This window comes from Dinoroseobacter sp. S375, assembly GCF_049800775.1.
Taxonomy (GTDB): domain Bacteria; phylum Pseudomonadota; class Alphaproteobacteria; order Rhodobacterales; family Rhodobacteraceae; genus Dinoroseobacter.
The window spans coordinates 27,253-48,676 of sequence record NZ_JBNAFR010000019.1 but is presented as its reverse complement, the minus strand read 5'-3'; the positions used below and the strand labels follow the sequence as shown (position 1 = coordinate 48,676).

20 protein-coding genes are annotated in these 21,424 nt (G+C 64.7%); 6 read left to right on the top strand and 14 right to left on the bottom strand.

The annotated features are described in order from the left end of the window. Positions 1-52: 52 nt before the first annotated feature. Positions 53-409 (bottom strand): response regulator, encoded by a 357-nt coding sequence (locus ACP150_RS22115; protein ID WP_424968901.1) that lies wholly within the window; start codon positions 407-409, stop codon positions 53-55. Between the two features lie 13 nt (positions 410-422). Further along, complete coding sequence (locus ACP150_RS22110) at positions 423-1,748, bottom strand: sensor histidine kinase (protein ID WP_424968900.1); 1,326 nt, start codon at positions 1,746-1,748, stop codon at positions 423-425. A gap of 108 nt (positions 1,749-1,856) precedes the next feature. On the opposite strand from ACP150_RS22110, the gene ACP150_RS22105 reads away from it, so the two are divergent. Next, positions 1,857-2,195: a hypothetical protein gene (locus tag ACP150_RS22105; RefSeq protein ID WP_424968899.1), complete on the top strand. Its 339-nt coding sequence runs from the start codon at positions 1,857-1,859 to the stop codon at positions 2,193-2,195. A gap of 220 nt (positions 2,196-2,415) precedes the next feature. Here the strand turns inward: ACP150_RS22105 and ACP150_RS22100 are convergent, their stop codons facing one another. Beyond that, complete coding sequence (locus tag ACP150_RS22100; RefSeq protein WP_424968898.1) at positions 2,416-3,732, bottom strand: sensor histidine kinase; 1,317 nt, start codon at positions 3,730-3,732, stop codon at positions 2,416-2,418. Between the two features lie 328 nt (positions 3,733-4,060). Beyond that, on the bottom strand, positions 4,061-5,317 hold the full coding sequence (locus tag ACP150_RS22095) for a DUF2254 domain-containing protein (RefSeq protein WP_424968897.1): 1,257 nt from the start codon (positions 5,315-5,317) through the stop codon (positions 4,061-4,063). Positions 5,318-6,256: 939 nt separating this feature from the next. Between ACP150_RS22095 and ACP150_RS22090 the strand changes: the two genes are divergently transcribed. From ACP150_RS22090 to ACP150_RS22080, 3 genes are all read left to right on the top strand, one after another. Next, entirely contained in the window at positions 6,257-6,661 is a 405-nt protein-coding gene (locus ACP150_RS22090; RefSeq protein ID WP_424968896.1) for an STAS/SEC14 domain-containing protein, read from the top strand. Positions 6,662-6,794: 133 nt separating this feature from the next. After that, on the top strand, positions 6,795-7,004 hold the full coding sequence (locus ACP150_RS22085; RefSeq protein ID WP_424968895.1) for a hypothetical protein: 210 nt from the start codon (positions 6,795-6,797) through the stop codon (positions 7,002-7,004). Beyond that, positions 6,997-7,464, top strand: coding sequence for a host attachment protein (locus ACP150_RS22080; RefSeq protein WP_424968894.1), 468 nt, complete (start codon positions 6,997-6,999; stop codon positions 7,462-7,464). Before ACP150_RS22085 ends, ACP150_RS22080 begins: the two co-directional genes overlap by 8 nt. A gap of 43 nt (positions 7,465-7,507) precedes the next feature. Here ACP150_RS22080 and ACP150_RS22075 read toward each other — a convergent pair whose 3' ends face one another. The 8 genes from ACP150_RS22075 to ACP150_RS22040 form a co-directional block, all read right to left on the bottom strand. Then, on the bottom strand, positions 7,508-8,935 hold the full coding sequence (locus tag ACP150_RS22075; protein WP_424968893.1) for an alpha,alpha-trehalose-phosphate synthase (UDP-forming): 1,428 nt from the start codon (positions 8,933-8,935) through the stop codon (positions 7,508-7,510). Next, on the bottom strand, positions 8,920-9,624 hold the full coding sequence (gene otsB, locus ACP150_RS22070) for a trehalose-phosphatase (protein WP_424968892.1): 705 nt from the start codon (positions 9,622-9,624) through the stop codon (positions 8,920-8,922). Before otsB ends, ACP150_RS22075 begins: the two co-directional genes overlap by 16 nt. Positions 9,625-9,838: 214 nt before the next feature. Next, the gene (locus ACP150_RS22065; RefSeq protein WP_424968891.1) at positions 9,839-10,675 is read right to left on the bottom strand and encodes an alpha/beta hydrolase; all 837 of its coding nucleotides are present in this window, start codon (positions 10,673-10,675) and stop codon (positions 9,839-9,841) included. After that, positions 10,672-11,454 (bottom strand): SDR family NAD(P)-dependent oxidoreductase, encoded by a 783-nt coding sequence (locus tag ACP150_RS22060; protein ID WP_424968890.1) that lies wholly within the window; start codon positions 11,452-11,454, stop codon positions 10,672-10,674. Before ACP150_RS22060 ends, ACP150_RS22065 begins: the two co-directional genes overlap by 4 nt. A 26-nt stretch (positions 11,455-11,480) precedes the next feature. Beyond that, entirely contained in the window at positions 11,481-12,797 is a 1,317-nt protein-coding gene (locus tag ACP150_RS22055; protein ID WP_424968889.1) for a dihydrolipoyl dehydrogenase family protein, read from the bottom strand. Between the two features lie 108 nt (positions 12,798-12,905). Further along, entirely contained in the window at positions 12,906-14,483 is a 1,578-nt protein-coding gene (locus ACP150_RS22050) for an alpha-amylase family glycosyl hydrolase (RefSeq protein ID WP_424968888.1), read from the bottom strand. Then, positions 14,458-15,312 carry a glucose 1-dehydrogenase gene (locus ACP150_RS22045; protein ID WP_424968887.1) on the bottom strand — a complete coding sequence of 285 codons (855 nt, stop codon included), beginning with the start codon at positions 15,310-15,312 and terminating at the stop codon, positions 14,458-14,460. The genes ACP150_RS22050 and ACP150_RS22045 overlap by 26 nt, the downstream gene beginning before the upstream one ends. A gap of 182 nt (positions 15,313-15,494) precedes the next feature. Continuing rightward, positions 15,495-16,580: a PRC-barrel domain-containing protein gene (locus ACP150_RS22040; RefSeq protein ID WP_424968886.1), complete on the bottom strand. Its 1,086-nt coding sequence runs from the start codon at positions 16,578-16,580 to the stop codon at positions 15,495-15,497. Between the two features lie 312 nt (positions 16,581-16,892). Between ACP150_RS22040 and ACP150_RS22035 the strand changes: the two genes are divergently transcribed. Continuing rightward, on the top strand, positions 16,893-17,399 hold the full coding sequence (locus ACP150_RS22035) for a DUF892 family protein (RefSeq protein WP_424968885.1): 507 nt from the start codon (positions 16,893-16,895) through the stop codon (positions 17,397-17,399). Positions 17,400-17,449: 50 nt separating this feature from the next. On the opposite strand, the gene ACP150_RS22030 is transcribed toward ACP150_RS22035, so the two are convergent. Both ACP150_RS22030 and ACP150_RS22025 read right to left on the bottom strand, forming a co-directional pair. Continuing rightward, a complete protein-coding gene (locus tag ACP150_RS22030; RefSeq protein WP_424968884.1) occupies positions 17,450-18,058 on the bottom strand; it encodes a hypothetical protein in 609 nt (202 codons plus the stop codon). Between the two features lie 69 nt (positions 18,059-18,127). After that, entirely contained in the window at positions 18,128-18,913 is a 786-nt protein-coding gene (locus ACP150_RS22025) for a Crp/Fnr family transcriptional regulator (RefSeq protein ID WP_424968883.1), read from the bottom strand. 457 nt (positions 18,914-19,370) lie between these two features. Between ACP150_RS22025 and ACP150_RS22020 the strand changes: the two genes are divergently transcribed. Continuing rightward, entirely contained in the window at positions 19,371-21,422 is a 2,052-nt protein-coding gene (locus tag ACP150_RS22020) for an HAD family hydrolase (protein WP_424968882.1), read from the top strand. Positions 21,423-21,424 lie beyond the last annotated feature (2 nt).

Here is a 21,424-nt window from a genome sequence, read left to right as displayed (position 1 = left end):
CGGGCTGCGTCGGGTCCTCAACCGTGCGATGCTCTCGCGATGCGGCGCTGGGTCAGGGGGCGACCTTTGGCAATTCCAGACTGCGCAGCAAGACGATAACCTCTGCGGGTTTCGTGCAGATTGGTGCGTCGGGAAACAATGCGATGATCCTGTCCCGCTGGCCGCGCCCTGTATGAAACACGAAATCTATCCCGCGTTTTTCCAGCTCTGTCGCGACGGGGAAGACATCGTAATCCGCCAGATCAACATCCAGAACAGCAGCGTCGATCCGCTGGGCTGCAAGGGCGTCAAAGCAAGCGGACAGTGACATGCACGGCCCCACAACCCGATAGCCCGCATCCTCGAGATCCATCTCGATCTGCATCGCAATCAGGGCTTCGTCTTCTGCAACAAGAATGGAAAGTGTCACAGCGATGCCTCTCTCAGTTGTCTGTGTCTATGCCTGTGTTCAGATCAAACCGGAGCTCCACGCGCAGCCCGTCACTCCAGTCCTTCTCCACGGTGCCGCCAAGCTGTTGCGCGCTCATCTCCATCATTCTGGAGCCGAACCCGGAGGACGGGGTGCTGCCATCCGGGTCCGTCTGCGCTGTCCCGCCTTTTGATTTTGCCGTCTCTTCCCATGTCAAACTCACGACGGAGGCATTTTGATCCATCGCGTCGTCCTCAATTGTCCAGCGGATCGCCAGCTCACCATCATGGTCCTTGCGCCATGCGCCATATTTCACCGCATTGGTTACCAACTCGTGCAGGATGAGCCCAAGAGGGGTCAGGTGGGTCTCGGGAATGACCAGATGGTCCCCGGATGTGGAATAGGCGTGCCCTTCGTCCACATAGGGCTCGAGGATGGTGTCCACGAGATCGGACAGGGCGATGGTGACGTTATCCGTACCGCTGGCCGTGAGGGCATGGGCGCGAGACAGGGACCCAATGCGCTCGCTGATCTTGCGGATTACGGTCGGCACATCCGTTTCGCCGCGACCGGTCATCCGGACAATCGCTGTGACAATCGCAAACAGGTTCTTCACCCGGTGGCTCAATTCCTGCGCCAGCAGGGCGTTCCGGTCGCGATGCTGCCCCACCTCCTGCAGGAGTTCTTCGGTCCGGTCGAGCTGGATCGCACGCGAGAAAAGATACCAGACCAAGCCCAGCAGCATCGCGATGAGGGTAACCGCGGCGACCAGAATCGACGCCGTGGTGTCCCGCGCCGCGCGCGCCCCGCTCAGCGCGCTCAGCAGGATCACCTGTTCCTCGGCCTCGAGATCGCGGACATGGGTGCGGATCTCTTCCATGAACTCCTTGCCCACATCGCTGTTGATCAGGTCGAGTGCTTCGGAGCGGCGCCCGGCATCTGTCAACCGGATCGTCTCGGCAAGCTCCGCGAATTTCAGATCCGCCAGCGATGACAGCTGCTCGAGCGCGATGCGCTGCGTCGGCGTTGCGATGCCCGACAAAAGGCCTGACAAGGCCTCGAAATTACTCCGATAGGTTTCCGGACCGGTCTCATAGGGGCTGAGATAGATCGGATTGCCCGTCAGGATGTACCCGCGCTGACCGGTTTCGGCATCCAGCACACCGGCTTCGATCTGCCGAAGATGGCCGAGGATACTCGTGGACAAGGTGGTCTGCGCACGCAGCTCGTTTTCGGTCTGGTAGGTGCGATAGAGGATCGCTCCGGACACGAAAAGCGCGGACATGACCGTGATGAGAGGCAGCAGAAGCCATTGGTTCAGATTACGTTGATGGTACACGATACGTCCTTGGCGCACTCTTGCTGGGTCGAAACTCTAGGTCCGGTGCCTTGTAAAGCCAAACCGATCCGGTAGGTTTCGTCGGGTTAACCTGGGGATGAAGCGACCATGCGGATCTTGCTGGCCGAAGATGAAGCGCTTGTCGCCCTGGATTTCCAGATGGAAGCCGAGGATCGGGGCATAGGCGATGTGGTGGCCGTGCCGTCGGTCGCGCAGGGGTTGGATGCGCTGGCGGACACCCGCTTCGACTGGGGCGTGCTGGACCTGAACCTCAAAGATGGACAGACATTCGGATTGGCAGACCAGTTGATCGCGCAGGGGGCGCGGATCTGCTTCATTTCAGGTGAGCGCATAGAGCCCACCAAACTGGAACACTACGGGGCCCGCGCCTTTGGCAAGCCCGTGCCGATGGCGGTTCTGTGGGACCACCTCCTGACCCAGTCCTGAGGATGGCCGGTCTGCTCGGGCCAGTGGGTCGTTTTGCGCGCGTAGCCCTGTCCAAGGGGCGCGCATGCGGGATGCTGGCCGCGTGACCGGGCGCTTTCGTGCGCGCCGGGATCCCCGCAAGCGCGCTTCGGACGGTGTCGCCCCGGTGCAGCCATGTTTCGCCATCCGGCCGGATCTGCTCCGGGAGCCGCGCCGACCGGTCAGGGCGCTTGCCCCGCTACTATGCATTCTGAACGGCTTCTAGCGGAAAGAACAGCTCATGCGTCGTGCCCGTGTGATCGCTCCTTGTGATCATCTTGCCTTCGAGCTGGCTGGTGAAGGCTTCCGTCAGCTTCTGACCGAGACCGGAATCCACCCGCGCCTCGGGGTCGATCCCGATCCCGTCATCCGAGATCGTCAGGTGGCTCTCATTACCTGACACGCGCAGGGTCACCCCGAGATGGCCACTGCCCTCGCCTTCAAAGGCATATTTCAGGCTGTTCGTGATCAGTTCGTTGACCACGAGACCGAGCGGCACCGCCGTGCGCGTCGACAGGGGCGTCTTGTCGATCTCGATCTTCAGCCGGGGCGGGTCGACCTTTCCCGACGACACCACCAGATCCTCGGCAAGGGCGCTCAGGTATTCCTCGGAATCCACATGATCCACCGCGCCGGTCCGTGACAGGGTCCGGTAAAGCCGCCCGACGGCATCCAGACGGGCGCGCATTCGGGCAAAGGCAGCCTGCGCCGCCTCGTCGCTCAGTTTGCGCGCCTCCATCGAGATGATGCCGGCAATCATCGCAAGGCTGTTCATCACGCGGTGGTTGAGCTCTTCGAGCAAACGGTTGGCCGTGTCCAGGGCTTGCGCCCGCTCTGCCTCCAGCTGCTTCCGTTCGGTGATGTCTTGCATCGCCAACAGGAGCATATGGGTATGGTTCCCCACTCGGTATACCTTGCGGGCGTTGAGAAGGATCGTGCGCTCGCCGATCTCGGGAAAGTCATGGCGTACTTCGAAATCCTCGACCGACGTGTTCTTGGGCACGACATTCGTCAGCAGGTCCAGAAGCTCGGGGATCGCCCATTGACCATTGCCGAGATCATCCAGCCGTCGGCCCAATGTCTCGCGTTCTCTCACGTGGAAGCTGCTGTAGAAGGCGCGGCTCGCCGAGATCACCGCCAGCCGCTCATCCAGAACGAGCAAGGGCTCGCGGAGCGTATCGACGATACCGGTCGACAGCAGCCGTTCGCGTTCGAGCTGGGTCGCCGTATCGCTCTCGACGGTGACGTCTTCTATGGCCAGCAGGATGCGCCGCGATCCGTTCCCCGGGCGCACCGTCTTGCGCGCGTTGAGCCGCATGACCCGTCGCCCGATATGTTCAAAGACATGGTCGACCTCGATATCCTCGACCGTATGGCCATGGTCGAGGATCCGACCCAGCGCATCAATCAGGGACGGTATGTTCCATTGTCCATTGCCAAGGCTGGCCAGCGCGCAGCCGATGGTCTCGTCCCGATCAACGTCGAAAGTCGCAAAGAATCGATCATTTGCATATTCCACGACAAGGTCTTCCGTCAGAACAAGAAGGTTCTCCCTCAATGTTGCAACGATTTCAGAGGGTTCAATTTGTTGTAGCACGTCGGTAACGATCGTCTGGGGTCCTTTGGAGGGGCCCCCATATCGCGGGCCTGGGCGGGTATCATTTTACATACCACGTCCCTGAATGGGAGCGGTTAACTTATGACATAGGATGCGACCAAAGCAGGATTTTTTGCAGGGCAGCGGGCCGCGCGCCCGGGCCACGGCATCGCCTGTGCGGGGATATACAGCAGACAGCACAGGATCGCAGCATCGCGACGGGTGACATCCGTGGGAACAGGCGCGCAGGCTAGGGCGCGGTGACGCCCGCATCGGAGCGCAGCAGCGCCAGATCCGGCTCCGACATCCCGGCCTCTTCTGCCCTCCGAAGGGTATCCTTCGCCATGACGCGGGCGGCCTGAGATAGCTCCGCCATGTCGGAGGTCGCCAGAACCGCGAGGCATTGCACCAGTTGCCGCAGCACCTCGAAATTCCCGATACAGTCCCGCGTCAGCTGTCCGAAGGCGGCCTCGACATACTCCGCCGGACCTGGAAAGCGCGCCATCACACGCGGCGCGGTGGGCGCATCGTCCTGCGCGGGTTCACGTGCGTATTGCCAGAGCAAGGTTTTCAGCACCATGAGTGCTTCGACCGCGGTTCCCGGGTCATTCAGGCCCGGGGACAGCGCCTTGGACGCGATCTCGGAGATCACCACGAGCCCAAATTCCGCATCCTGTTCATGGGTGCGCGTATGACCAAAGGTGAAGGCGTTCTGGAGCTTGTCCCGGGTCGCCGCGTCCAGCGTGCCAGCCACATGCCCGATCACCGCGCCGGTCAGCACATGTTGCCCGGGCCATGCTTCGAGATACAGGGTCGCGTGATCCCCCAGGCAGTTCTGCAGCATCGCCATGTCGATCAGCTGCAGATACCCGGAGCGCGGTGCGCAGATCGGGTGGGTTTCGATCGGCATGACGATGTCATCGCTCAGCTCCGACGCCCCGAAGCGCGGGTGACGGGCATGGGCGAGCAGGGCCTCTTCGGCGCGCGTCTGCGCGGTGCGCATGCTGTTTTCCAAACTGCCCAAGGTGGTCAGGTGGTTGATCCAGCGCAGCAGGGACAGGATCACCGCCACCACGACAACCGTGGTGATGCCCATGACCAGCAGCGCCGCGTCCTCTGGATAGAAGCCGAGCCGATACAGAACCAGCGAGCCCAACGAGTAGACGAAGGCACCGATGAAGACCGACAGAACCGACTGGGTTGTCGTATCCTCAAGCAGGATCCGGTGCATGCGCGGGGTGGCCGTGTTGGCGGCGGCGCGATGGGCCGAGACCATGATGCTCAACGAGAAGGTCGACACGGCCAGCATGCTGCTTGCCAGAATGGTGAGCACCGGCGTGACCGACGAGAAATCGATATCCGACGAGAACTCAAACCCGATGAACGTGTTGGCCAAAGGGCTGACCAAGGTCGCACCAACGGAGAGGAGCGCATAGAGAAAGACGCGCAACCCCATGCTTCGGTAGTAACGCAGGAACACGAGTTTCAGCAATTTCAGTCGGGTCACGAGCGTTCCATCACCAGCAGAGGGCACCCCGTATCTAACGCGGACCAGGCCGTTTCACCACTGCAAACCTCCAAACCGGTCGCGCTGCGCAGATGCCCGTGGCCCGTGTGCCCGAACCTCGCGCGCGATGGCCTCCCCGTCACTGGACCACGAATTCCCGGAAGACCTCGCCATGGGTTGGAGACGTCCCGTTAACCGCCCAACACCCTATTGTTCCACACGACAGAACGGCTTCGACACAACCGAAACGTATGGAGATCGGGAAAAGGCAAGCGCCTGGGCAAACGCGCCACCGTAGTGAATGGAGGAGGGAATAGACCAAGCGGTAGGCGCGGGTGGAGCGAAGCATTCTCAGAAGGATGCCGAGAGCCCAACGGCCCTACCCCGCCCCGGTCAGGGGTCTGAAAAGGCTCTGGCCAATACCGCTGACTCCAATCGCTTAATCCCTGGTCCGTGACAGTCCGGATTTCGCCTTGGAATGTAATATGAGGCTTTCGAACTGAGGGGTCACACCCTCGGTCTTGATCCTGCGCACGCCCTTTCAAGAGGGACTCAGATCCTGCCGGTTTCCTTTGAGATGTGGAAATCATGTCCGACCGGTTTCTTGTCGCGTTCGTCGACTGTACCGAGAATCGGTCTCTGCATCTGAAACCCGGACCCTCCAGATCGACTGGCGTCAAACGAAGGCGGCTCCGCATGTAATTCGCATGGCGAGAAATCTCGTCACGTTCCTTCCAAGGATCGCTCATTTCCATGCACCGGCAGCGCCATGGCCTTTCCGCCCGTCAAACCGGTCCCTGCGGCGCCGCAGGGAACGTCCGCTCCCCCGGGTCTCGCGGGCCACGAGCATCCCGGATCACCGCTTTGGCACGGGTCTTCGGGAACCTCCCTCCCTGCCGCCGGGTTGGTCTAGCAGAAACCAATTTGAGGAGAACCTCCATGGACCTGTTCCAACACGGCCCGATTCAGCAAATCTCGACCACCTCGCCGTCGGTCTACGCCTTCCGCATCACCGGCCATATGGATGACGACGCCGCCGAGGCGCTCGCCGAATTCATGAACGACGCCTTTGATCGCCATGACGAGAAGATCGACATGCTGCTCGATCTCTCCGGCTTCACCGGCAGCGACTGGGACAGCATGTTCGATGGCGACGTGATCGAATCCCGTTTCCGCGCGCTCACCGAGCTGCGCCGCTATGCGGTGATCGGTGCTCCGGCCAAGGCGCAGAAGATGATCGGCTTCATGGACAAGCTGATACCGGTCGAGGCCAAGGCGTTTTCGGCTGCCGAAGCCGATCAGGCCTGGGCCTTTGTGGGTGAAACGCCCATGGCGGCACAATAACGGCGCTGTCCCGCAGGGCGCGCCGGGGTGACCGGACCCGGGTCGGGCGCATCGACGCCCTGACCCGGAGCGGCCCCCGGCCCTCCCGCATCCGGACATCGCGACTGGCACGTTTTCAAAACAGGAGACCCCCATGGCAGAGCGCTATCGATCCAAGGACGGTCGTCAGGAGACCAAGGAGATCCTCGGCGCCCGAGGCACCATCGAACAGAGCGGCCGCGCTGGCGGCAGCCTGCAACGCGACATCGCCACGCGCGATACGCTCAAGCGCGCGACCGAGCGACCCGCCGGGACAACGCGGGTGACGAAATCCACCGAAAGGGAGACGACAGACAATGGCTGACCGACATTCCGGACTGCCCGCCAAGGCTTGGGTGCTGATCGCGGACGGCGAAAAGGCCCTGTTCCTCATCAATCGCGGAGATGATCAGGACATGAACCTGGACGTTCTGCGCAAGGAAGAGCAGGACAATCCCAAAGCCCAGGACTGGGCGGCGAACAAACCCGGCCGGTTCAATGATGGCCCCGGGGTGCAGCGCTCAGCCGTGGACGACACCGACTGGCATGAGCTTGAGAAAGAGCGGTTCGCAAAGGACCTGTCCGATCGCCTCTATTCCTATGCGCAGCGCGGCGCCTTCGATCATCTGGTGATCATCGCCAGCCGGGTGGTGCTGTCCACCCTGCGCAGCGCGCTGCACAAGGAGGTGACCGACCGTCTCATGCTGGATGTGCCAAAGGTTCTGACCAACCATCCGCTCGAAGACATCGAGGCGGCGATTTCCTCCGAGCTGGAAAACGCCTAGAGCACGCCGTCATGCGCGTCCGATCCGGGCGCGCATGACCTTCTCAGCCCGCTGCGGTTGCGAGCGGGGTGGACCCGGTTTCGGATTTGACCCGCTCTTCAAGCTCCTTGAGCTCGGGCTCACCGGCCCGGTCCAACGCCTCCAGATAACAGTGCGTCCAATGGTCGATATCCTTGTCGAAAACGGCCGCCCGCAGGGCTGCATGCCGCTTGACGCGTTCGCTGCGCGGCATGTTCAACGCCGTGTCCACGGCCTGTGCGAGGGCCTGAATGTCATGGGGGTTGACGATCACCGCCTCCGACAACTGCTCCGCCGCGCCGGCAAATTGCGACAGGATCAGAACACCGGGATCTTCCGGGTCCTGAGCGGCGATAAATTCCTTCGCCACGAGGTTCATCCCGTCGGCGAGAGGGGTTACCAAAGCGGCATCCGCCGCCCGGTACAGCGACGCGATCTGGTCTCGCGATAGGGCACGATGCAGATACTGGATTGGCGTCCAGCCGATTTGCGCATGCAATCCGTTCACATGGCCCGCGATATGTTCCATCTCGGCGCGGATTTCGCGATAGGCCTCGACGTCACCCCGCGACGGTGGCGCGATCTGCAACAGAGTTGTGCGGGGGGCGTCTGGGGCCGCACGGTCGAGATAGGCACCAAAAGCCTGCAACCGGTTCGGCAGGCCCTTGGAGTAATCCAGCCGGTCCACGCCGATCACCAGCTTTTCATTCTCGCGCAGCCGCATCATCGCCCGGCCATCCTCGTGCCCGGCCTGGGACGCGAAGCGGTCCGCATCGATCCCGATGGGAAAGCTCCGCAGCGCCACGAGCCGGCCCCGGAACAGCACATCGCCCGTCAGGAACTGCTCGCCATCTGTATGGCGGCGGTAAATGTCGAGTGCCGCCGCCACATCCCCCTGAGTTTGCAGCCCGACGAGGTCATAGTCGCTCAACCAGTCCAGCAGGTCCTCACCTTCGGGGAGCGCGCGCAGGTCGGTCTCGGTCGGAAACGGAATGTGGTGGAAATAGCCTAGCTTCGCGGTCACGCCCAAGGCGCGCAAACACCCGGCCAAAGGCAGGAAATGGTAATCATGGATCCAGACCCGGTCATCCGGCTGGATATGCGCGGCCAGCATTCTGGCCAGACGCTCGTTCACCGCGCGGTACGTCGCGTAGTATTGCCGCGACAGCTCCAGCAGGTCGATCCGCCGGTGGCACAGGGGCCACAGGACACTGTTGGCATAGCCCGCATAATAGTCACGATGCTCGTCATGGGTCAGGTCGAACACCTTGATCTCGTAGGGGTCTGCCTGCATCTGGCGCAGCTCGGTGCCCGGGCTGTCCACCAGCTCGCCCGACGTGCCGACCCAGATGCCGCCACGGGCCGACAGGCACTCGTGAAGCGCCACGACCAGCCCGCCAGAGGGCGCGCCCGTGGGCACGCGGTTCGACACGACGATCAGACGGCCAGACATGCGGCTTCCCCCTCGGCCCAACTGGACAACCACTGGTGAACAGCCGCGGGCGTGGGCAATCGATGCTGAGCCGCGGTCTCGCCCTCGCCGATCTTGATCGTGATACCGCCAGCGGCGTTGACGACGGCAATCGCCTCTTCATCGGTGCGGTCGTCCCCGGCAAAGACCGGCACGATCGCGTCGGGCAGCGCATGGATGATCCGGCGCGCCGCAGATCCCTTGCTGGGCCCGCGCGGGCGCAGTTCCAGCGCCATCTTGCTCTGATGCAGATCGAAGGTCTCCAAACCGTCGGCAACCTGCTGCATCTGCGCCGAGACATAGGACGCTTCCTGCGGCTCCTGACGGTAATGCAACACGGCCCCCATGGGCTTGTGCTCGCAGATCAGCCCGTCCCGGGCCTCCGCGATCTCGTCGCAGGCATCATGGGCCTCGGTCAGATCCTCCGCCTCCACGGCGTGGACGACCTCCGCCCCCGGCCGCGCTCGGTGCTCGGCACCGTGGGAGCCATAGACCGAGCCGGGGAAGTCCGGCAGAAACCGGTCCAGATCCTCGACGGCGCGTCCTGAAATTAAGGTGACCCCGTCGCTCTGCGTATCAAGCTGGGACAGAAGCCGTGGCAGCGTGTCGGGCACGCGAATGGCATCCGGGGTCGGGGCGAGATCCACCAGCGTGCCATCGAAATCGAGCATCACATGGGATCTGTATAACGGGGGAAGAGACAGCAGGGTCATCGTGGAACAAAGAAACCTTTCGGGCGTCGCGGCAGGCGCGCCGCTGATAGGCCAACCCGCTCCGCGGGGGACTTGTTCCCTTCTGCGGAGCAGAATCTCCACACGGCGGCCCACCCCCCTGACGACGCGCGCACGCCCGCGCCAGGCCCCGCAATGTCCCCAACCCGACGGTTCAGGCTGTGTCGGCACCGCCTTGGGCCCGAATATGCTCGGCGACCTCGGTCAGGGTTTCGCGCGCCTCGGCCATCGCGCGCGGCCAGAGCGTCCACATATGGAACAGATCCGGATACCACCGCGCCGTCACCGCAACCCCGCGCGCCCGGGCGGCCTGCTCCAGCAGAGCGGCGTCCCCGGCCAGAACCTCCGCGCGTGAGGCCGCGAGGTAGAGGGGCGGCAACCGGTCGAGCGGCCCCAGAAGCGGCGAGACTTCCGGGTCCTGCGCAGGGCGGTCGCCAAAGGCGATCTCCGCCAGTCGGGCATCTTCGGCATCCGCATTCATCAGGTCGCTCGGGGTGTTGGGTCGCCGGGTCGTACTGCGCCCGGTCCGGTCCGTATTGGGCGAGATCAGCGCGAGTGCGCGCGGACGCGCCTGCGTCTGGGTCGCCAGCACCAAGGCCAGATGCCCCCCGGCACTGTCACCGACCAGCGGCGTGGCCAGTCCCAGCTCCGCGAGAACCGCGAGAGCGTCTTCCTGCGGCGCGGGCCAAAGGTGTTCGGGCGCGCAGCGGTATTCCGGCACGATCACCGCGCCATCCACCGCCTCGGCCAGAAACGCGGCACAGGCGGCGTGGCTCTCGCCATCGCCGAACATGTACCCGCCCCCATGGAGCCAGACCACCGGCGCGCCGGCCCCGAAGACCCGACACGCCACACCGCCAATCCGCTCCTGCGCGCCTGCAGGGCCCGGCTCCGCCAACCGGCGAAAGGCCGCGCGCCGTTCGACCGGGCTGCCTTCGATCGGTGTGGCCTTGATATGGGCCTCGACCTGCGCGCGACGGGTCAGCGTCACAGGTCGAGCGATCCGACCGCCCCGCCGTCGATGCGCCAGTTGGAGCCCGTGACGAACGAAGCCCGCTCGCTGCACAGCAACGCGATCACCGGGGCCACTTCCTCGACCTTGCCGCGGCGACCCAGCACCAGATAGGGCCGCTCCTCCTCAAGGAAGCTCTCGATCGCCTCCTCCTTGGACACGCCCAATTCCTCGGCCCGCTTTTCCATCATGCCGTCGGTCATGGGGCTTTCGATGAAGGCCGGCGCAATCGCGTTGACGAGCAGACCGCTGGCGGAATGCTGCATGGCGACACTCTTGGCAAAGCTCAGCAGGGCCGATTTGGATGCGTTATAGACCGTCTCGTCGGGATAGGGCTGCGCCACGTTCTCGGAGGTGACAAACACCACCCGGCCCCACTGCCTTTCGATCATCTCGGGGCAGAGATGCCGGGCCATGCGCACCCCGGACAGAAAATCGATGTTCAGGGCATGGGACCACGCCTCTTCATCCATCTCCAGCGGATCGCCCTTGGCCCCGGTCACCCCGGCCGCATGAACCCAGATGTCGAACCCCGTGCCGACCACCTCGAAGAGCTCTGCAACCCCCTCGACCGAAGACAGATCCGCCACCTGATGGGCCGTGCCGAGATCCTCGGCCACCGCGCGCAGCGCGTCCTCATCCACATCCGTCAGGGTAACATCGACGCCCTCATCGAGGAGTATCCGCGCGGTCTCCCTGCCGAAGCCGCCAGAGCCGCCGGTGATCAGCGCGCGCTTTCCGTTGATTTTCAAGTCCATGGGATACTCCGTTTCACAATTCGAACTCAGGAACCGAAGAATTCTTCGGCAAAGGACGGGTGCACGGCGACCGTGCGATCCAGACTGGGCGCCGCCGCGCCTGCGGTGCGCAGAGCCGCCAGCAGCGCGATCATGTCCTCGGATTTCTCCGCCACGATCTGCGCGCCGGTGATCGCCTGCGTCTCGGGATCGATCCCGATGCGGTAAAGCTCTGGCTCCGGACCCTGGGCATCGGTCAGGATATGGTCGCTGAGCGGGCGGAACTGCGCCGCGCGCGATGCGTCCTCGGGCACCGTCCCGATATAGGAGGCCGGCGGATAGACGAAGGTCGTCGTCGCCACGCTGTCGAGATCGATCAACGTCCCCCCCTCGCCGAACAGCATTTCGGCCAAGGTGGTGCCATCGGCGGTTGCCACCGGTGTCAGAGGCAGCCGATCCGCCGCATCGCCAATGGCGTAGACCCCCTCAACCGAGGTCGCGAGCCGCGCGTCGACCTCGATCGCGCCGCTGTCTGCGCGCGCCAGATGCTCGGCAATCGGGCCGAGCCGGTCCACATTCGGCGTGCGGCCCGCGGCCGCGACGACCTTCTCGGCCAACCCGGCAGTCCCGCTGTCCAGCATGTATCGCAGGCCCGTCTCCGCCTGCTCCACCGCCGCCAGCGTATCCTCAAGCTGGAGCGTGACCCCCGCCTCGCGCAGGGTCATGGCAACATGATCCGCCAGCGCATCGGGGAACCCGTCGAGCAACCGCGCGCCGTCATGGACCAGCGTCACCTCCGCCCCGAGCGCCCGGAAGATCGCCGCAAATTCGCAGCCGATGTAGCCGCCACCCACGATGGTCAGGCAGGCGGGGACATGGCTCCAGGCGAGCGCGTCCTGACTGTCGCTCAGGGCCTCGGCACCGGGAATGTCCATCTCGGCGGGGCGCGTGCCCACGGCCAGCACCACATGCGGGGCCTTGTAGGTCGTGCCCGCAACCGTGACCGCCGTGCCGTCCACTTCCGCCGTGCCGCGGATCAAACGGATCCCCGCAGTGTCGAGACTGTCCTCGAAATTGTCGCGAAGGCCTTGGATATGCGCATCGCGCCGCGCCACCAGTGCCGGGAAGTCGAGCGCGCTTGGCGCGGCCACGGCCACGGCTGCGGCGGCACGGGCCGCCCGCATATGCTGGCCCGCAGACCACAGGATCTTTTTCGGCACGCATCCCCGGTTCACGCAGGTGCCGCCCAGCCGGTCTTCTTCGACCAGCGCGACGCGGGCGCCCAGATCCGCCGCCTTCTGCGCGAAGGCGAGGCCGCCGGATCCCCCGCCGATGACAATGGCGTCAAACGTGATGTCGGTCATGGATCTTGTCCTTTTCTCAAAGCGGCGGAGCGCCCCGCGCCGCAGCGTCTAGGGGCAACCACCGGCCTGTCGATTGGTTCCTCTCGCCGTCAGGGATGCCCGCGACGCTCACCCGTCCGGAGACGCGATCACGAAGCCCCAGCGCCCCAGCGCGCCACCTTCCAAGGCTTGGGTAAAGAGCGGATCTTCGGGCGCATCCGGGATCGGGCGCGACCCTTCGGCAAAGTTGAACACCGCATGGAGCGGGCCCGCATCGGTCTGCGCCCGGATCTCCAGCAGGTCGTCCTGCGCCGACAGCACCCGGTCCCGAGCCTGCGCCCAGCCGAACTTGCGCCGCGCACCGAGCAGGGCGCGGGTCTGCGCCAACATGCTGTCATCCTGCTGCTCCTGATGCGCAATCGAATGGGAGTCGTCCCACCGCATCGGACGCCACGGCGTGCCCGAGGTGAAGCCCGATGCCGGGCCTTGCGTCCATGGGATCGGCACGCGGGCCGCATCGCGCCCGGGATGGTCCGGCCAGAACCGCAGATCGAACGGATCAATGATCTCGTCCCGGTCCAGATCCGGCTGCGGCAGGCCCAGCTCCTCCCCCTGATAGAAGAAGGCCGGACCCGGCAGCGCCGCCAATAGCGCCATGTGGAACCGCGCGGACTCTGCCGAGCCATCGCCCAGACCAGACGCAACCCGGGGCTGGTCGTGGCACCCGAACCACCAAGGCAGCGCCCCGGGTTCAGCAATCTCATCCGCGGCCTTGGCAAAGACCTCTGGTGATCCGACCCCCTCGGGAATGGCGGTGGTATACAGCGCGTCCAGCCGGTCAGGGCCGGTGAAGGCCCGCACCAGCTCGAACGCCTTGTTGCCGGAGGTACACTCCCCCATCAGCCACATATCCGGCCCGGCCCAGTCGCGGACCTTCTCCATGAAGGCCGCGCAATCCCCGGGCAGCAGGTCATGGGTATGATCCTGCATGTGATAAGGGCTGTTGGGCGGCCCCTCGACACAGGCCCGGACCTCTTCACTGGCGCAGGGATTGTCCCTCAGTTCCGGGTCGTGGAAATAGGCCGTGACCGTGTCGAACCGAAACCCCGCCACGCCCCGATCCCGCCAGAACCTGAGGGTGTCGCGGTGGTCCTCCTGCACGGCCGGGCACCGCATGTCGAGCGCCGGTTGCCGGTAGAGATACTGGTGCAGGTAATACTGGCTGCGCCGCGGCTCCCACCGCCATGCGGGGCCCCCGAAAAACGACATCCAGTTGTTCGGCGGCGTGCCGTCCGGGCGGGCATCGCGCCAGACATAGCGCTCGGCAGCCGCGTCATCGCCCGCGAGCGCCGCCTGAAACCAGGGGTGCTGATCACTGGTATGGTTCAACACCATATCCATGATGATCTTGAGCCCCCGGCGGGCGGCCTCGGCGACCAATCGGTCGAAATCCGACAGGTCCCCATAGCGGGGGTCGATCCCCCGATGGTCCGAGACGTCATAGCCGCCATCGGCCCAAGGCGAGGGATAGACCGGCGCGAGCCAGATCGCATCCACGCCCAAGGACGCGATGTGATCCAGTCCGTCGATCACCCCCTGAAGGTCCCCCTCCCCCGTTCCGGTCGTGTCCCGGAACGAGCGTGGGTAAACCTCGTAGATGGTCGGGTTGCTGAGACAGCGATCAGGCGCCAACGACCATGCCACCATTCGGATGCAGGGTCTGGCCCGTGTAGTAATTGCCATCAGCCGATGCGAGGAACAGGTAGGCCGTCGCAACCTCCCAAGGCTGACCGGCGCGGCCCATGGGCGTCTCCGACCCGAAATCCTCGACCTGTTCGGCGGGCATGGTGCCCGGAATGAACGGCGTCCAGATCGGGCCCGGAGCCACCGCATTCACACGGATGCCCTTGTCGGCCAGATTGGCGGCCAGCGACCGGGTCAGCGCCAGCGATGCGCCGCGCGTGGTCGAGTAGCTGATCAGCGAGCCCATGCCCGCAAAGGCGTTGACCGACGAGGTGTTGATGATCGACGCACCGGATTCGAGATGCGGCAGCGCCGCCTGAGTGCAGAAGAAGTAGGACATCACATTGCTGTCCATCGTGCGGCGCAGGGTCTCTTCGCTGAGCTCGGTCAGATCCTCGTCCAGCCATTGCTGGGCGGCATTGTTGATCAGGATGTCTAGCTTGCCGAACTTGATCATGGTCGCGTTGACCGCTTCCTCCGCGTGGGCCTTCTTGCCGAGATCCCCCTCGATCAACAGCGCCTCGCTGCCCTCTTCCTCGACCAGACGCTTGGTCTCCTCGGCATCCTTGGTCTCGCTGAGATAGGCGATGGCGACCTTGGCACCTTCGCGCGCAAAAAGCACGGCGATGGCGCGCCCGATGCCGCTATCTCCGCCGGTGATCAGCGCCACCTTGTCATGGAGCTTGCCGCTCCCGGGATAGCGCGGTGCATAATCCGGCGCCGGCGTCATCTCGTGCTCATGGGCGGGCATCGCGTCCTGAGACTGGGCGGGGATGGAAACCTGTTCATTCATGGGAGTATCCTCTTTTGTAATTCAGCTAACGAACCCCCGGCAGGGCCAAGTGGTTCCGTGTCTCGCACGCGATCCCTGCGTGTCAGGGTCGGGACAGGGGGTCGGGCGACGTGATCCGCGCAGCCCCGCGCCCGCGAAAAGGCCGCGCGATTGCGCGGCCTCTCGATGCTTTCGTCGAAGGATCAGTCGAGACCGATCGCCTCGGCCAGACGCACACCCGGATCCAGAAGATCAACTTCGGCTTCGTTGAACTCGGGCATCCGCTCCAGCTGGGCCTGCGTGACCTGCGGCACGATCAGCTCGTCCCGACGCATGATCAGCTTCTGCACGGGCACGGCGACCTCGTTTTCACCCATACCGAGGAACCCACCGACGCCGATGATGGCGACCAGCTTGTCGCCGCGCTTGCCGATGAAGTCGACCTCGCCCACATCCTCACCGCTTTCGGTGGCGACGCTGCGACCGATCAGATCGTCCACTGTCATGTTGAACAGCGGCAGATCCCGCACGGCACTGCGATAGCGCTCGCGGTTCGGCTCGGACATGACGCCACGGCCATCCTCTCCGAACTCTTCCATGACGACGCGGGCCTGGGCCTGCTCGATCTCGATATCCGCACCTTCGCTGGGCACGATATTGACCTCGGGCTCTGCGGCGGCAGAGACCTGAATATCCGCATCATCGGACTGTTCCACACGGACATTCGCCTCGGCCTGCGAGACGTCCACCTGCGCTTCGCCGGCGCGTTGCACATTGACCTGAGGATCCGCGCGGGTGACGCGAATGTTGGGCTCGGCCTCTTCGACGGTGATCTTCGGCTCGGGACGCACGAAGCGGATGATCGGCTCGGGCTGATCGACGGCGATGGTCGGCTCGCCCGTGGCGACATCAACCTGCGGCTCAGGCAGCTGGACGGTCACGGTCGGCTCGGGAATGCGGACAGTGACCTGCGGCTGCGCCTGCTCGATGGTGATGATCGGCGCCTGCTGCTCCACGCTCACGGTGGGCTGCGGCACGGTCACGACGATCTCGGGCTGAGCCTGCTCGACGGTTACGATGGGCTGGCCCTGGGTGACCTCGACCGAGGGCTCCGGAATGGTGACGTCGACCGTGGCGTCCTCCTGCTCCACGACGACCTGGCCACCGGCCACGTTGGCAACCGCGCCGTCTTCGGTGGTCGGTGTGGTCTGCGCGTAAGCGAGCTGGCTGGCCGCCATGAGCGCAGCTGCGGACGCCCCCATCAGAAAGCCTGTCTTAATCGGATTCATGTCGTCATCTCCTGAAAAATGGAACCTTTTGGCACCAACACCCGCAGCGGCGACGAATGGCCGCGTGCTCTGGTCGATGTCTAGGCAACCGCAGCGGGCCGGGTCCGTTCCCGGCCAAATCGATCATCTGGCAAAACACTAAACTGGATCAGTTTTCTGGATCGCACGGGATTGGCACACCGGGACCGGGACCGTCGCACCGCGCAGACGGGCGTGCCCGGATGACCCATCGCGGAGGATAAAAGTCAGGAACAAGACCGGCACCAAAACGTTGAGGTGCGACGACAGGCAAGCACAATCACAGGTAGATCCATGTCAGCGAAAGCACTTGCCCTTCTCTATTCCGAAACGTTGCTGGATCTCTATTACGCGGTCAGCGGCACGCGCGGTGTCGCGACCGAGCTGCTGGATGCGGCGGCAACCCTGACCGTCAAGGATGTCTTGCGCGATGGCATTGCCGGCAGCGGCGACGCCACCGCCGCCTTGGCAGAGATCCTCGATCTGGCCGAGCCCATGCCGGAACCCGGCGTCTGCAACAGCGTCATGACGATCTGCGCCGATGCCCTGCACTACGGGCTCGATCCCCATTGGGGTCCGGGCAGCCCCCGCGACACCCGGATCCTGGCGCAGTACCACCGGCTGCTGAGCTATTCGATCTCGCTCTTTGTCCATGCCCGCACCTGCGCGGTCTCGCTGGGTCACGAGTCCGAGGCGCGTCTGCTCGAAGAGCATCTCGATACCTGGTGGGAGGCCCAGAGCCGTACCGCCCGATTGTCAGATCACACCACGCGGCGGATGGCCATGGCGCGCGGCGCCTGACGCTCCGCCCGGTGGAAGATTCGGCAGCGACACCCCAACTCGTTGGGGGACTAGCGAGGCGTCGCTGCCTCGTGCAGGACGATGCCATGCACGACCACGCCGAAAGCCGCAAAGATCTTGTGCGCGTCCGAAACGATACGGTCCGCCTCCGGACCCGTCGCCCGGTGCCGCTGCAGATGCAGGACGCAGGTCCGCCACAGGGTGAAATCCTCCGGGGCTGACATGAACGCACGTGCAAGCCGCACCTCTGGCACGGTGGACGCGCGCCATTTGCGTTCGAGAATATCCATTCGCACCCGCGCCCCCAGCACAACGTAATCGACCGCACTGCCATGCACGTCAGCGAGCTCGTCATTCAGGGTGTTCGCATGGAGCGGGACGCGCGCCCCCAGGGTGATCAGATCGCCCTTGGCCCGCTGCGCCAGATCCGGAATGATCTCGCGCGACAGGGTTCCGACCCGATGACGCGCCAAGATCCCCATCATGATGCGCTGCACCATGAGGAATTGCGACAACCCCGCGACGCCGCTCAGATCCGGAATGCGCTGCACCCGGTCGAGATCCTGCGACAGGGCAGAGGTCTCGCGCCTGAGCCGAAGCCGCAGGTTATCCGGCCTCGGCGCGCCTGTCCCTTGCTGGGACCTCTGTTTGGGCGTCATATCCACGCCCACCAGCTTACGCCCGGCCCGGCATCGCAAAAGCCGTAATTCCCGTTTTCCTAAAGTAGTTTAGGCAGGAAACCACGATTGGTCGATATTCGTCCAGTCATTGCGCAGTCCGGCGGTCTCGCTCACCGCGTCGGGGTCGTGGATTTGCACATGCTTGTCGCGCAATGTGAGAACGCCCCGATCATTCAACCGGCGCAGCAGGCGATTGATATAGATCGATGTCAGGCCCAGATGATCGCCCAGTTCCGACTGAGTCAAGGGCATGTAAAACCGCGCGGTCTCTTGGGTCTGGGCGGCGTCCAGACGGTTCTTCAGCGCCAGCAGGAACTGGATCAGCGCCGCCTCCGCGTTCAGGCTGGTGGCCGCGGCAAAGCGCTGGCGCAGGCCGAGATGCTCGAGACTGTTCAGCGCCATGATCAGCGCGCCGAGACGCGGCACCTGCGCATACATGTCCGCAATCGCCGCCCGCGGAAACGGGCAGATCATGCCATCGGTCCGCATGACCGTCGCATGGACGGCATGGGTCTGTGCGATCTCCGCCATGCCCATCACATCGCCCGGAAGGTAGATGTGCAGGATTGGTCGGCGCCCCCGGACCGGCGCGCCATAGACCAGCGCCCAGCCGTATTTCACCACGTGCAATTCCTCGGTGAGCTCGCCGATCTCGTAAATCGCCTGACGGCGTTTCAGGGGCCGCGAATCCCGCTCCATGCGCGCCACGAACCGCAACTCGGCCTCCGTCAGGTCGATATAGCGGCTCAGGCGCGAGGCCAGGCAGCTTTCGCTGTTCGATCCGTTACGCAGATACACCGCACAGCGCCCCCGTGGGTCGGAACCAGCCGTCATTTCCCGCCGCTGCCATCCCGGAGGATGCGCGCCCTAGGCTCTCGCCCTGCGGACGGGTGGTGGAAATGTGAATGGCCGGTATCATGGTCACAGAACGCGTCGATGCGCCCTCAAGTTCCTTGAATAAAAGGAAAGTCAGGGCCCTGAGGCTAGCGGACCCCCCGACAATTGTCCGGTGCCATTTTGCTGATCTAGTTTAATAGTTCCGCGATATTAAGGGTTTGCACGGAACCCTCCGCCCCCCCGATCACTTGCCTGACCATAAGGCGGCACGCGCAAAGCACAGCGTCACCGCCCGGAGTTGTGATGAGGAAAAGGGACAGCATGACACCAGTTTCGGCGTCGAGCCCCGGGGTAAGGACCCCCTCCGAGGACCCATGGCAACCCGTTGACCTACAGGGGGGCGCGCATTGATCGATCCGTCCAGCGCCTGCACCCCGCGCAAAGGAGCTTGCCCATGAACATCGTCCATATCGCCCTCGGGGGATGCCTGAAGGCACCACCGGTCCAGTTCGGCATCACCCGCGATACGGGCGGACACATCGCCTATGTGCTCGACGCCGCACAGGCCCAGGCAAGACGCCCCGAGGTGGACCGGGTCGACATCATCACCCGGGCCTTTACCGAACCCGATCTGGATCCGGTCCATGCCGCCGAAACCGAGCTTGTCGGCCCCAAGCTGACGATCCACCGCCTCGCCTCTGCCTCGACCGCCTATCTCGAAAACGCCGCACTGATTGCGGAACTCCCTGCGCTGCAATCCGCCTTTCTCGACCATCTGCGCGCCCGCCCCCTCCCCGACGTGATCCACGCCCATTTCGACGATGCCGCCGTCCTCGCGCGCGCGGCGTCCGAGGCGTTTGGGATCCCCTGGATCTATACCCCGCACTCCCTTGGGCTGGAAAAGCTCGATTGCGGCGAGGCGCGGATCTGCGACGCGCTGGTGGCACGCACCATCCGCGAGCGGCGCGCCATCGAAGAGACGAACGCCCTGATCGTGTCCTCCCGGGATGAGGCCGAACGGCAGATCACCAATTACGTCCCGGCGGCCGAGGGCAAGACCCTGTGCATTCCGCCCGGCCTGACCCTGACACCAGCCCCGAGCGAGGCGGCCGAGCCCCCTGCCCTGCTCGCCGACCAACTGGATCAGCCGGACAAACCCATGATCCTCGCAGTCGCGCGCCCGGTGCGAAAAAAGAACCTCGGAGCGCTGGTCGCCATGTATGGGCGCAGTCCCACGCTGCAACGGGCCGCCAATCTGGTCATTCTGGCCGGACAGCATGGCGAGGATGCCAGAATCGACCCGGAACAGGCGCTCGTACTCAGCGAGCTGCGCGCCGCCATCGCTCGCCACGGGCTACAGGGGAAGGTCGCCTTGCCCCCAAGCCACACGCGCCGGGATGTGGCCGCGCTCTATGCCCGGGCCGCACGGGACGGCGTGTTCGTCAATCCGGCGCTCCACGAGCCCTTCGGTCTGACCCTGCTGGAGGCCGCCGCCGCCGGGGTCCCGCTGGTGGCCGGGCGCAATGGCGGGCCGCTCGACATTCTGGGCCGCCTGCAGACAGGTCAGCTCGTCGATCCCGCCGATCCGGAGGCCATCGCCGCCGCCTGCCTGCGGGCATTGACGGACCCCGCGGAACGGGACAGCGCCCGCAAGACGCGCCATCGCGTCGCCGAAACCTATGACTGGGATCTCTGGGCCGCACGCAGTCTCGAAACCATCGCAAACCTTGCCGCACCTCCCCGGGTCCGCGCCCGCCGGGCGACCCCGCCGCGCCGGGTGCTCGCCTGCGATCTCGACGGCACGCTCACCGGCTGTGCCGAGGGCGCGCGGGCCTTTCGGACATGGCGCGAGCTGGCCGGGCCGGACCTGCTCTTCGTGCTGGCCACAGGCCGCAGCCTCGGGGCCGCACGCGACATTCTGCGCCAATGGGCCCTGCCGGAGCCCGATGTCTTCATCCCCTCGGTGGGCAGCGAAATCTGGCGGCGGGACGACACCGGCCAGCTGCGCCCCTGTCGCGATTTCGCCTGCCATATCGGGCCCGACTGGTTCGGAGACCTGATCGACGACGCCCTCGGGCCGCTGAACCTGCGACCGCAACCGGTCTGGGAGCAACGCCGGTTCAAGCGCGGCTTTTTCGGCACCACCGCCGAGGCGACGCGGATCCGTGACACCCTGTCCGATGCCGGTCTCGCCGCCGAGGTCATCGCGTCCCATGGTCGGTTCATCGACATTCTTCCCCGCCGTGCGGGCAAGGGCAACGCGATCCTCTTCGAAGCCGCCCGCCACGGCCTGCGCGCCGAGGACTGTATCGCCGCCGGGGACAGTGGCAACGATCTCCAGATGCTCGAGATGTGCGGCACCGCGATCCTGCCCGCCAATGCCCTGCCCGAGATTGCCCATCTCGACAGGCCCGGGCTGCAGCGGAGCCGCGCCGCCCATGCCGCCGGCGTTCTCGAGGGGCTGCAAGGCCACGACCTCGTCTCCCCCACCCTGGCCGCGGAGTAGAC